The 12,245-nt window shown below is 71.9% G+C and carries 12 protein-coding genes; 10 read left to right on the forward strand and 2 right to left on the reverse strand.

Annotation, left to right across the window (positions count from 1 at the left end; all coding sequences use genetic code 11):
- Positions 1 to 28: 28 nt before the first annotated feature.
- The gene (locus B0I32_RS14355) at positions 29 to 913 is read right to left on the reverse strand and encodes a helix-turn-helix domain-containing protein (RefSeq protein ID WP_106238901.1); all 885 of its coding nucleotides are present in this window, start codon (positions 911 to 913) and stop codon (positions 29 to 31) included.
- Positions 914 to 1,053: 140 nt separating this feature from the next.
- Between B0I32_RS14355 and B0I32_RS14360 the strand changes: the two genes are divergently transcribed.
- The 7 genes from B0I32_RS14360 (at position 1,054) to B0I32_RS14385 (ending at position 7,425) form a co-directional block, all read left to right on the forward strand.
- Positions 1,054 to 2,070, forward strand: a complete 1,017-nt coding sequence (locus B0I32_RS14360) for an alcohol dehydrogenase (protein WP_106238904.1) — start codon at positions 1,054 to 1,056, stop codon at positions 2,068 to 2,070.
- Positions 2,071 to 2,281: 211 nt separating this feature from the next.
- A complete protein-coding gene (locus tag B0I32_RS14365; RefSeq protein ID WP_106238906.1) occupies positions 2,282 to 2,851 on the forward strand; it encodes an IS607 family transposase in 570 nt (189 codons plus the stop codon).
- Positions 2,848 to 4,068, forward strand: a complete 1,221-nt coding sequence (locus tag B0I32_RS14370; RefSeq protein WP_106238907.1) for an RNA-guided endonuclease InsQ/TnpB family protein — start codon at positions 2,848 to 2,850, stop codon at positions 4,066 to 4,068. Before B0I32_RS14365 ends, B0I32_RS14370 begins: the two co-directional genes overlap by 4 nt.
- Positions 4,069 to 4,226: 158 nt before the next feature.
- On the forward strand, positions 4,227 to 4,691 hold the full coding sequence (locus tag B0I32_RS14375) for a hypothetical protein (protein ID WP_106238909.1): 465 nt from the start codon (positions 4,227 to 4,229) through the stop codon (positions 4,689 to 4,691).
- A gap of 131 nt (positions 4,692 to 4,822) precedes the next feature.
- On the forward strand, positions 4,823 to 5,014 hold the full coding sequence (locus B0I32_RS57625) for a hypothetical protein (RefSeq protein WP_181307371.1): 192 nt from the start codon (positions 4,823 to 4,825) through the stop codon (positions 5,012 to 5,014).
- 72 nt (positions 5,015 to 5,086) lie between these two features.
- Entirely contained in the window at positions 5,087 to 6,181 is a 1,095-nt protein-coding gene (locus B0I32_RS14380; RefSeq protein ID WP_106238911.1) for a TOMM precursor leader peptide-binding protein, read from the forward strand.
- On the forward strand, positions 6,178 to 7,425 hold the full coding sequence (locus tag B0I32_RS14385) for a hypothetical protein (RefSeq protein ID WP_146178158.1): 1,248 nt from the start codon (positions 6,178 to 6,180) through the stop codon (positions 7,423 to 7,425). Before B0I32_RS14380 ends, B0I32_RS14385 begins: the two co-directional genes overlap by 4 nt.
- On the opposite strand, the gene B0I32_RS14390 is transcribed toward B0I32_RS14385, so the two are convergent.
- On the reverse strand, positions 7,420 to 7,854 hold the full coding sequence (locus B0I32_RS14390) for an HIT family protein (RefSeq protein WP_106238915.1): 435 nt from the start codon (positions 7,852 to 7,854) through the stop codon (positions 7,420 to 7,422). The genes B0I32_RS14385 and B0I32_RS14390 overlap by 6 nt on opposite strands.
- A gap of 125 nt (positions 7,855 to 7,979) precedes the next feature.
- Here B0I32_RS14390 and B0I32_RS14395 point away from each other — a divergent pair, with 125 nt between their 5' ends.
- The 3 genes from B0I32_RS14395 (at position 7,980) to B0I32_RS60915 (ending at position 12,237) form a co-directional block, all read left to right on the forward strand.
- On the forward strand, positions 7,980 to 11,678 hold the full coding sequence (locus B0I32_RS14395; RefSeq protein ID WP_106238916.1) for a WD40 repeat domain-containing protein: 3,699 nt from the start codon (positions 7,980 to 7,982) through the stop codon (positions 11,676 to 11,678).
- Positions 11,679 to 11,930: 252 nt separating this feature from the next.
- A complete protein-coding gene (locus B0I32_RS57630; RefSeq protein ID WP_181307373.1) occupies positions 11,931 to 12,098 on the forward strand; it encodes a hypothetical protein in 168 nt (55 codons plus the stop codon).
- Positions 12,099 to 12,114: 16 nt separating this feature from the next.
- Positions 12,115 to 12,237, forward strand: a complete 123-nt coding sequence (locus B0I32_RS60915; RefSeq protein ID WP_281262595.1) for a hypothetical protein — start codon at positions 12,115 to 12,117, stop codon at positions 12,235 to 12,237.
- Positions 12,238 to 12,245: the final 8 nt, after the last annotated feature.

Genomic DNA, 12,245 nt, shown 5'->3' on the forward strand with positions numbered 1-12,245 from the left:
GTAGGGGGCCGGCGGTTCTGTCCGCCCCCTACCGTCCTGGTGGCGGGGTCGGGGTCGCCGGGTCGGTGCCCGGTCTGGTCAGGGTCCAGCTCGCGAGCAGGTTGAGGGCTTCGCGGGACGCCGTGCCCGGCTCGGTGGTGTAGACGAACATGGTCTGGTCGTTGTCGCCCGGCATGGTGAAGGTCTCGAACTCGACGGTCAGCTCGCCGACGACGGGATGGCGCAGGGTCTTGCTGCCGAACGTGCGCTGGTAGACGCCGTGCTCGGCCCACCAGGCGCGGAACTCCCCGCTGCGCTCAGACAGGGTCGCGAGCAGGTCGCGGGCCAGCGGGTCGTCGGGGTTGGCGCCCAGGTCGAGGCGGAGGCTCTCGACGCAGTTGCGCGCGTGCTCCTCCCAGTCGACGAACAGGTCCCGCGTGGCCGGGTCGAGGAACATCCAGCGCGCGTAGCTCCGCTCCCTGGGCGGCATCGCGTCGAAGTCGGTGAACAGCGCGCGGGCCAGCCGGTTCGCCGCCAGCACGTCCGTGCGCCGGCCCAGGATGAGCGCCGGGTTGCCGTCGAGGCTGTCGAGCAGCTGGTAGAGCCCCGGTCGTACCCGCTGGACGCTCGGCGCGCGCCGGCGCGTGGTGCGCGTCGTCGCGCCGAACAGCTCGCGAAGGTACGTCCGGCCCGCGTCGTCGAGGTCGAGCGCGTTAGCGACGGCGTCGATCACCTGGTCCGACGGCGTGATCCGTCGCCCCTGCTCCAGCCGCGTGTAGTAGTCGGTGGAGACGCCGGCCAGCAGCGCGACCTCCTCGCGGCGCAGCCCGGGAACGCGCCTGATCCGGTCGTCGGGCGGCAGCCCGGCCCGTGCCGGATCCACCTTGCTCCGGGCGCGACGCAGGAAGTCGGCCAGCTCACGATTGACGCTCATGTCTCCATGGTGCCAAGCGGGCCGCCGTCGTGCCTGGGTCTGGGAGTCCTAGGTCGCGCAGGGCCGATGATGACCCTCAGACCGGCCTCTGACGAGGGGAAACTGGTGAGTGTCAGAACGACAGAGCAGCGAGGTACATCATGACCAAGATTCGTTCCGCCCAGGTGACCGAGGTCGGGGGCGGCTTCGATTTCGTCGACGTGGACCTGCCCGAGCCGGGGCGCGGTGAGGTCCGCGTCACCGTCGAGGCCGTCGGGGTCTGCCACACCGACCACTACTTCGTCAACGGCGGCTACCCCGTGGAGTGGCCGGCCGTGTTCGGGCACGAGATCGCCGGCCGCGTCGACGCCCTCGGCGCGGGCGTGACCGGCTGGAACGTCGGCGACCGCGTCGAGGTCGGCTGGTTCGGCGGCAACTGCGGGGCCTGCGACGCCTGCCGCGCGGGCGACTTCATCCACTGCGCCCAGGTCAAGGTGCCGGGCTGGCACTACGCCGGCGGATACGCGGACGCCACCGTCGTCCCGGCCACGGCGCTGGCCCGGATCCCCGAGGGGTTCTCGGCGGTCGACGCCGCGCCCATGGGCTGCGCGGGCGTGGCGACCTTCAACTCGCTGCGCCGCAGCTCGGCGCGTGCCGGCGACCTGGTCGCGGTGCTCGGCATCGGCGGGCTCGGCCACCTGGGCGTCCAGTTCGCCGCGAAGATGGGCTTCGAGGTGGTGGCGATCTCGCGCGGCACCGAGAAGGCCGACCTGGCCAAGCGGCTCGGCGCGCACCACTACATCGACTCCACAGCCACCGACCCGGCCCAGGCGCTGCAGGCTCTCGGCGGTGCGCAGGTCGTGCTGGCCACGGCCATGAGCTCCGCCGCGATGAGCGGGGCGATCGACGGGCTGAAGTACAACGGCGAACTGCTCGTGGTCGGCGCCACGCCTGAGCCGATCGAGGTCAGCCCGTTCCAGATCCTGCCGAGCACGAAGTCGGTGCACGGCCACCCGTCGGGGACCGCCAAGGACGTGGAGGACACCCTGCGCTTCGCCGCGCTGACCGGCGTCCGGCCCATCACCGAGGAGCGGCCGCTGGAGCAGATCAACGAGGCGTACCAGCGGGTCGTGGACAACCAGGCCCGCTACCGCGTGGTGCTCACCACGGGAAACTGACCGGAACGCATCAGGCCCGCCACCGTCAGGTGCTCACCGCCGGAAACCGTTCCGAACACACCAGATCGGGCGGGCCCGGTGGCGCCGGGCCGGAACGTCCGGCGGGCACGGGCGTCCGCCCGGCCGGTTTGAAGATCGACGGGCCGGGTGGGGTGGTCAGCTGATAGCGAATCATCAGTACTCCTCTGTCTTCGTCAGCGATGATCAGCGTATGAAGCTCTCCGAATGGGCCCAGCGGAACGGCGTCCATTACCAGACCGCCTGGAAGTGGGCTCGGGACGGGACGATGCCGGTCCCGGTCGTCAAGACCGCGACCGGCCGATACCTGGTGCTCGAACAGCCCGCCGACAGGGATGGACGGGCCGTGGCGTACTGCCGGGTCTCGAGCGCCGACCAGAAGGCGGACCTCGAGCGGCAGGCGGGGCGTGTCGTCACCGCCGCGACCGGGATGGGACTGACCATCTCGGACGTGGTCACCGAGGTCGGGTCCGGGCTGAACGGCCGACGGCCGAAACTGGCCCGGCTGCTGCGCGATGCGTCCGTTTCGGTGATCGTGGTCGAGCACCGCGACCGCCTGGCCCGGTTTGGCCTGGAGCATCTGTCGGCCGCGCTCGGGGCGAGCGGGCGGCGCATTGTCGTGATCGACGACGCCGAGGTGGAAGACGATCTGGTGCGGGACATGACCGAGGTCCTCACCTCGTTCTGCGCCCGCCTGTACGGGCGGCGCTCGGCTTCCCGCCGCGCCAAAGCCGCTCTGCGCGCCGCCCGGGAGGTCGCGTGAGCGACCGCCAGGGATTGCGCCTGGAGTTGGCTCCGACGCTCGAGCAGCGAGCCCGGCTCGGCCGGCATGCGGGGCTGTCGCGGGTGGTGGAGAACTTCTGCCTCGAGAAGGTAAAGGCCGCGCTCGAGCAGCGCGAGGCAGAGAAGACCTACGGCGTCCCCGACAAGGACTTGACGCCCGTGCCGTGGTCCGCCCCCGCACTCGAGAGGCTGTGGCGCCTCGAGCACCGCGACCGCTACCCGTGGTTCACCGAAGAGGGCCTGTCCTCGAGAGTGCCGAAAGAGGCGTGCCGGGTCCGGGCGGCCGGGTTCAAGAACTTCTTCGACTCCAGGTCCGGGAAAAGGAAGGGCCGCAAGATCGGCTTCCCGGACTGGCGCAAGCGCAAGCACGGCTCGAGGTTCCGCTACGACGCCGACCGCGCCCGGCCCGAGTCCCCTCGAATCATCCGCCTGCCCGGTGTCGGCAAGGTGCGCACACTCGAGGACATGTCGTGGCTGACCGACCGCATCGCGGACGGTCGTGCTCGAGTGGTCGGCTCCACCGTCCGGGAGCAGGCGGGCCGCTGGTGGGTGTCGTTCCAACTCCAGATCGACCGGACCGGCATCAACGAAAAGCGCGCGGTCTCGAGTGATGCGCCGGCGTGCGGGATCGACGTCGGGGTGAAGACGTTCGCCACCATCGTGGACGACGACGGCACCGTCACCGAACTGCACGCCCCCAAGCCACTCAAGGCCGCACTGCGGAAGCTGCGCAAGGCGGGCAAGGCGGTCTCGAGGAAGAAGTCCGGCTCGAGTAACCGGGCCAAGGCCGTCAAGCGGCTGGCCAGGGTTCATCTCGAGGTGGCCCATCGGCGGGCCGACTTTCTGCACAAGACGACGACGATGCTCGCGAGATCCAAGCGGGCCATCGCCGTCGAGACCCTGAATGTGACCGGCATGGTCGCCAACCGGCGACTCGCCCGCGCGATCTCCGATCTCGCCTTCGGCGAGTTCTTCCGCCAACTCGAGTACAAGACCCGCTGGTACGGCTCGAGCGTGTGGGCGGCCGACCGCTGGTTCCCGTCCTCGAGTCTGTGTGGCGGCTGCGGTGCCATCAACCGGGACCTCACGCTCGCTGACCGGGCGTGGAAGTGCGGGTGCGGTCTCGAGCACGATCGGGACGTCAACGCCGCCCGCAATCTGCTCAACGCGATGACGCTCGAGCAGAGCGCGGCCTAGTTCCACGTCGCCGGGCAGTTCCCCGTAGACGCTAAACGCCTGTGGAGGCGACGTAAGACCAGGCTCCGGCCTGGCAGATGCCAGCGAATCAGGCAAGAGGATCACTGAGATTCTCCGAACGGCGAGTAGGCTGTGCCGCGACCGCGAAGGAGCCGCGCATGACCGCCGACCCGACGATGGCCCGGATCGCCCAGGGCGTGGAGCTGAACCACCAGCAGGGCCGGCGTGACGACGCCCGTGAGTTGTTCGCGCGGATCTGGGACGACATCGGCGGCGAGCAGGGCGACCCGCTGCACGTCTGCGTCCTCGCCCACTCGATGGCCGACGTGCAGGACGACGTGGGCGAGGAGCTGATGTGGGATCTGCGGGCCCTCGCCGCCGTCGGCTCGATCACGGACGAGCGGGTGGCCCAGGCCGGGGTCCCGCTGTCGGTGGCCGGTCTGTACCCGTCGTTGCACCTCAACCTGACCGAGTGCTACCGCAAGCTGGGCGATCTCGACCGCGCCCGTGAGCATCTGCGGCAGGCGCGGGACGGGATCGGCGCGCTCGGCGACGACGACTACGGCCGGCTCATCAAGGGCGGCCTGGAGCAACTGGCCGCCCAACTGGACGAGACCGTCTGACCGCGAGCCTGGGCGGGCAGGCGGCCGGCCCCGCGGAGGAGGCCTCACTCAGCGCTGAGCCGCCTGTCACTTCGGCGGCTGTCGTCCGAAAAATACGGCATTGACGTCCATATCACGCGAGTGTCAGGATCTTGCCCACAAGAGTGGCGAGTGGGACTCACGTTGTTGCGCGTGTCCTTCGCCGGTCGTCGTTCGGGGAGTCTCCCCGGCTTGAGGTCGAGAGCGAGGAGATGTCGATGGAGAAGAAGAAGAAGCTCGAAGTCAAGATCAGGAAGCTCGAGAAGATCGAGACCACCATCAACCGCGGCGGACAGAGCGGTTGACCTACTGACCTACGGAACCGGCCGGATCTTGTCCGGCCGGTTCCGCTTTTCCTGCGAAGAAGGAGGTGACGAGTGCGTCTGCCCAGGGTCAAACGCGTTCACCAGCCGTTCCTGCTGCCGGGTAATCGCATCGTCATCGGATTGTCCCAGTACGGGGTGGCCTCCGAGATAGCCGACGACGACGAGGGCAGCATCGCCGCGATCGTGGCCCTCATGGACGGCACTCGGACGGTCGACCAGATCTGCGCCGACTTCACCGAGACCCGTCCCGACGTGGACGACGACAGCGTGCGCGACGTCGTCGCCGACCTGATCGAGAGCGGCTTCATCGAGGACGCGGGAGCGCCCGTGCCGGCCAACCTCACCGAGCGCGACCTCGCCCGGCACGAATCGGCACGCCACTTCTTCAGCTGGATCGACACCTCGCCGCGTACGTCGCCCCACGAGGTCCAGTCCAAGATCAAGGCGGCCCGGGTGAGCCTGCTCGGCGTGGGCGGCACCGGATCGGCCGTGGCGGCGGGACTGGTGGCGGGCGGCATCGGAGCGCTGCGGATCGCCGACTTCGACCGCGTCGAAGAGTCGAACCTGACCCGTCAGCTCCTGTACGCCGAGTCGGACGTGGGCGAGCCCAAGGTCGACCAGGCCGTCGCCCGGCTGCGGGCGATGAACGGCGCGGTGGCGGTGACCGGCGGCGACACCAAGGTGACCGGCCCCGGCGACGTCGTGGAGCTGATGAGCGGCTGCGACCTGTTCGTCCTGTGCGCGGACGAGCCGCATCCGGAGATCGTCGAGTGGACCAACGAAGCCGCGCTGCGGACCGGAACCCCGTGGTTCATGAGCCTCTACACCGGGCCGATGGTCGTCGTGGGCTCGTTCGTGCCAGGAGAGACCGGCTGCTGGGCCTGCCTGGACCGGCAGGAGGAGGCGCGTAAGGAGAAGGAGCTCGGGCGGCTGCTGCCCGAGTCACGGCCGAACGCGGTGGTCGCGGCCAGCGCGAACATCAGCGGCCACCTCTGTGCGCTGGAAGTGCTGTACCAGCTCGGCGGCCTGCCGGCGCAGACCCGCGGCAGGGTCTTCCACTGGAACATGGCCGTCTGGGACCACCAGTACTTCATCGACGTCCCGCGTGACGACGACTGCCCGCTGTGCGGGCCGGGGGCCGGGTGAGCGTCCCGGCGGCCGAGGTCGGCGCGGGCAGCGTCGTACGCCTGCACCCGCTCGTCGTCCGTCCCGACGACGACGACCCGGAGACGATCGTGGCGGGCCGCCCGGACCTCGGCGAGTTCGTCGAGCTGCCCGCGGTGTGCGGAGAGGTGATCCGGCTGCTCGGCGAGGGGCGTCCGGTCGCGGACGTCGAAGCCGCCGTCGCCGACGAGCACGACGTCGAGCTGGACGTGGCCGACTTCGTGGAGTCGCTCGCCGACCTCGAGTTCGTGGCCGAGATCGACGGGCTGCCGCTGCCGGGGACCGCGCCGAGGGCCGCCCACTTCCCCGGCGTCACCGAGCGGCACGTACGGTGGCTCTTCGCCGGGCCCGTCAGGCTGGTCTGGCTCGCCGTCGTCGCGGCCGCGGCGCTGACCGTCGTCGTGCGGCCGGAGCTGTTCCCCCATCACCGTGACTTCTTCTGGAGCGAGTACACCGGGCTCTCCGTGCTGGTCAACACGGCCTTCTTCTCCGTACTCGCGAGCGTGCACGAGATGATGCACCTGCTGGCGGCGCGTTCGCTCGGCGCTCCGGCACGCATCGCGTTCGGCACCCGGCTGCACTACCTCGTGGTGCAGACCGACGTCACCGCCATCTGGGGGGTGCCCCGCAGGCACCGCTACCGCGTGTACCTGGCCGGGATGGCCTCCGACCTCTTCCTCATCGCCACGATGCTGCTGGCCGTGGCGTACCTGCCGCTGCCGGGCTTCGCCGATGCGCTGCTGCGGGCCTTCATCCTGACCGCGCTGCTGTCCCTGCCCCTCCAGGCCCAGATCTACATGCGCACCGACCTCTACTTCGTGCTGCGCGACCTGCTCCGGTGCAAGGACCTGTTCGGGGACGGGCTCCGCTACGTCAGGTACCTGCTCGCCCGGGCGGTCACCCCGTTCAGGAGGCCCGCCTCGCCGGTGACCGACCCCACCGGCGAGCTGGCCCCGCACGAGCGGCGTGCCGTGCGGATCTACGCCGTCGCCCTCGCCCTGGGTGGTTCCGTCACGCTGACGGTCTTCGCCTTCTACGGCGGCCCGATCATCGTCAACGGGCTGGTCCACGCGTTCGCCGCCGTCTGGGACGGTCTGCACGGCGGGCCCGCGATCGCCGCCGTCGACGCCGCGCTGCTCATCCTGGTCGAGGGCGGCATCCAGGTGATGTTCCTGGTGACGTTCATCAGGACGCGCCGCCCGTGGCTCCGCCGATCGAGGTCATGACGCGTCCGGCCGCCGTTCCGCCGCGGCCCTGATCTGGTCGGCCACCGGCGTCAGCGACGACAGCGGCAGCTCGCGGTGCGTCCACGCCCGCCGGAGGTCGTCGGGGGCGTAGCGGGGCACCAGGTGCAGGTGGAAGTGGAACACGCTCTGCCAGGCCGTGGCGCCGGTGGCGTGCCAGATGTTCATCCCGCCCGGTTCCAGCGCGCGCCGCAGCAGGCCGGCGGTGTGTACGGCGCCGCGCATCAGCAGGCCGGCCCGGTCCGGGCCGATGTCGGTCAGGTCGCGGCAGTGCTCACGGGGGACGACCAGGGTGTGGCCGCGGGTCGCCTGGGAGATATCGAGGAAGGCGACCACGTGCTCGTCGGAGTAGACGATCTCCGCGGGGACCTCTCCGGCGACGATGCCGCAGAACGTACAGGTGCCGGTCATGTCGGGTCATTCCTCCCACTCGGTGACGCCAGCCATCGGCAAATACGGCCATACCGCTACAAGTGTAATGATCTTGCCCCGGAGCACCCTTGCCCGGTCGCTCCACGTGGCCCTATGGTCACCGTATGGGGCCGACGGGTGACGGACGTGACGTCCACCTCACGGCTCACGCCTCGGGAGACGCCGTCGTCCACCAGGCCGGGCGCGACCAGCACTTCCACTACGGCGACGGGGTGCGCGAACGGCGGCGGGGCACGGCTGCCGGGCAGGAGTGCCCCTACCCCGGGCTGGCCGCGTTCGGGCGGGATCAGGCCCGGTGGTTCTTCGGGCGGGACGAGGTGGTCGCGGAGCTGATCGACCGGCTCGACGGACGGCTGGAGCGGGGCGGGCCGCAACTGGTGGTGGCTCCCTCCGGGGCGGGGAAGTCGTCGTTGCTGCGGGCCGGGCTGGTGCCCCGGCTGGAGGCGGGGGCGCTGCCCGGGTCGGCGGCGTGGGCCGTGCTGACCCTGACGCCCGGAGCCGATCCGCTGCGGGCACTGGCCACGGCGATCCGCACGCGTACCGGCGGATCAGTCGACGAGGTGGCCGAGGCGCTGGCCACCGATCCGGGGAGCGGCGCGCGTTTGTCGCGCGCGGCCGGCCTGCCGGGACGGACGGTGCTGATCGTCGACCAGTTCGAGGAGGTCTTCACGCTGTGCGGCGCGGAGTCGCGGCGGGCGGCGTTCATCGAGGCGCTGGACCGCCTGGCCGGGCCGGGGCAGGCGCTGGTGGTGGCCGGGCTGCGGGCCGACTTCTATCCGGCCTGCGCCGGGTACGCGGCGCTGCGCCGGGCCTCGCAGGACCGGCAACTGCTGCTCGGGGCCATGAGCGCGGAGCAGGTACGCGAGGCGATCCGCTATCCGGCGCAGGAGGCCGGGCTGGAGGTCGAACCGGGGCTGACCGAGCTGCTGCTGCGCGACCTCGGCGGCGGCGGCCTGGGCGAGGGGTACGAGGCCGGACGGCTGCCGCTGCTCGCGCACGCGCTGCGGGCCACCTGGCAGCAGCGCCACGGCTCGGCCCTGACCGTGGCGGGTTATCGCGACACCGGCACCATCCACCGGGCCATCGCCACCAGCGCCGAACTCGTGCACACGGCCCTCGACCCCGACGCCCGGCGGGCGGCGCGGCCGCTGTTCCTGCGCCTGGTCAAGCTCGGCGACCACGGCGAGGACACCCGCCGCCCGCTGTCCAGGGAAGACGTGGCGGACGGCCCGGCCGCGGCCGCGCTGACGGCCTTCACCGACGCCCGGCTGATCACCCAGGACGCGGGCACGATCCGCATCACGCACGAGGCGCTGCTGCGCGAATGGCCCCGGCTGCGCGGCTGGCTCGGCGACGACCGCGCCGGCGGCCTGCTCCGCCAGGACCTGGAGGACACGGCCGCCGCCTGGAAGCGAGCCCGCCACGACGGATCCCTGCTGTATCGGGGCAACCGCCTGGAAACCGCCCGCACCTGGGCCGCCGAGCGAAGCGCCCTGGAAGGCGATGGGCTGAGCCCGGACGGGCGGGACTTCCTGGCCGCGTCGGTCCGGGCGTGGCGGCGGGCGCGGCGGCTGCGTACCGGCGTCACCGCCGCGCTGACCGCGCTCACCGTGCTCGCCGGCGCCGCCGCCGTGTTCGCCTCCGTGCAGCGGAGCGAGGCGGTACGCCAGCGCGACACCGCGCTCTACCAGCGCATCCTGGCCGAGTCCGACCGGAGCGCCGGCACCGATCTGGCGTTGTCCGCGCAACTGGCGCTGCTCGCCCACCGCAGGCGCCCGCCAGGACGACCGGCCGGCGACACCTACACGCGCCTGCTCGCCACCCAGCACGTCCCGCTGCCCACGCAGCTCGCGGGGCACGGCGGCGACGTCAACCAGGTGGTGTTCGGCCCGGACGGGAAGTTCCTGGTCAGCGCGGGCGGCGACGGCACGGTACGCCTGTGGGACGTGGCCCGGCGCGAAAGCCGGACGCTCACCGGGCACGCGGGGCCGGTCCACTCGGTGGCGATCGACCGCGCGGGCACGACCGTGGCGAGCGCGGGCGAGGGGGGCGAGGTCCGGCTGTGGGACGTGACCGACCCCGCCCGGCCCACGGCCCGGGGCATCCTGACCACCGGCTCGGCCGAGGACGTGAACCACGTGACGTTGAGCCCGGACGGCCGGACGCTGGCCGTCGCGACCGGGAACACGGGCACGATGTGGCTGTGGGACACCACCCGTCCTGACCGCGCCGGGCGCAGACTCCAGCGCCACGACGCCGCCGTCCTCATGGTCGCCTTCAGCCCGGACGGCCGCGCCATGGCCAGCTCGGACGGGGACGGTGTGGTGAGAATGTGGGACGTGCCCGCCACCGGCCGGCCTGCCGTGCGCGTCCAGCGGCGGATCGGCTCCGGCGGCGTGCCGGTCAACGCGCTGGCGTTCAGCCCGGACGGCAGGCTCCTGGTCACCAGCGGCGTCGACCGTGCCGTCAGGGTGTGGGACGTGGCCGTGCCCGGCCGGATCGAGCCGCGCGCCAACCCGGTCCCCGGCCACGCCGGCACCGTCCGAGCGCTGGCCTTCAGCCCCGACGGCCACACCCTCGCCAGCAGCGGCGACGACCAGACGATCCGGCTGTGGGACCTGACCTCGCCCTTCTGGCCCGTCCAGCGCGGACGTCCGCTCACCGGGCACCGGGACAACGTCTGGGGGCTGGCGTTCAGCCCCGACGGCACGACCCTGGCCGGCGGCGGCGACGATGACGTCATCCGCCTGTGGCACCTGCCCGCCGGGCAGGTCTCCGCGCACGCGGGCGGCGTCACCACGACGGCCTTCAGCCCGGACGGCCGCACCCTGGCCAGCGGCGGCGGCGACAGCATGGTGCGGCTGTGGGACGTGACCGGCTCCGACGGGCCGCGCCCGCGCGGCAGCGCGGGGCACGGTGGTTATGTCTACGCGGTCGCGTTCAGCCCGGACGGACGCACGCTGGCCGCCGCCGCCGACCGTGCCGTCAGATTGTGGGACGTGACCGACCCCGGCCATCCCGCCTCCCGCGGCCCGCCGCTGCGCGGCCACACCGGCACCGTGCGCGCGGTGGCCTTCAGCCCCGGCGGCCACACTCTGGCGAGCGCGGACGCGGCCGGTGTGGTGAGAATGTGGGACGTCACCGACCCGGACCGTCCCGCGTTGCGCGGCCGTCCGCTGCCGAGCCGTCCGCTGCCGGGATACGCCGGGTACGTCCACGGGCTGGCGTTCAGCCGCGACGGCACGACCCTGGCCGCCGCCACCCGCGACAAGTCGGTGCGGCTGTGGGACGTGCGCGATCCCGGCCGTCCCGTCGAGCGCGAGCGGCTGGTGACCGGCCACACCGGGAGCGTCCGCGCGGTGGCGTTCAGCCCGGACGGGCGGACCCTGGCCAGTTCGGGCGAGGACCGGCAGGTGCGCCTCTGGGACCTGACCGGCCGCACGGCGAGCCGCCGCCTCACCGGGCACGCCGGCGCGGTCTACTCGGTGGCGTTCAGCCCCGACGGCCGGACGCTGGCCGACGCGGGCGCCGACGGCTCGGCCCGGCTGTACGACGGCCGCGATCCGGCGCGTCCCTCCGTGCTCGGCGGCCCGCTCACCGCGCACATCGACAACGTCATGTCGGTGGCGTTCAGCCCGGACGGCACCAGGCTGGTCACCGGCGGCAACGACTACGTACTGTCACTGTGGGACCTCGACGAGACACGGGCCGCCCGCCGGATCTGCGCCCTCACCGCGCTCACCCGGCAGGAATGGCGGGACCACGTCGGCGCGGACCTCCCGTACGACCCGCCCTGCGGCTGACCCGCCGCACCGCTTCTGCCCCCGCGTGCGTACGCCGGCTCAGAAAGCCTGTCAACGGCAGTAACTACCGAAACAACAGTATCTCGCATGGGGATTTGTATCATTTTTTTCGGATCTTGGACCGGCATAAGTTGCAGGCGCCAACGGGCGAAGATCGCCGGCTCCGGCGCAACGGCGAGCGGACGACGTGCTCGGCGCTCGACGGCGTCCGGCGTCAGCGACCTCCCGACACGGCTCGACAGAGGAGATTTCATGATCCGTTCTCTTGGCAAGCTGGGTGACCGGCTGCTCGACAAACTGCTGCCCACGACCACCGCCGCCGCGGACACCTGCTGGGACGAGATCAAGTTCGTCGGCTACACCGTCCGCAGGACGTGCTGCATCGCCGCCGGATACACCGCCTGCACCCCCTGGCGCTGATCGAGATCGTCGCCGAGTGATCGCCGTCGCGCTGCCGGCGATCCGGCACCCGGCACCGGCCGGCTTCTGGCCGGCCGGAGCCACGCGCGCCGGCCTGTACGCCGGGCCGCCGCCCGCCCCCTGGCGGGCCGGCCCGTGAAGGGATTC

Source organism: Nonomuraea fuscirosea (assembly GCF_003001935.1).
Lineage (GTDB): Bacteria > Actinomycetota > Actinomycetes > Streptosporangiales > Streptosporangiaceae > Nonomuraea > Nonomuraea fuscirosea.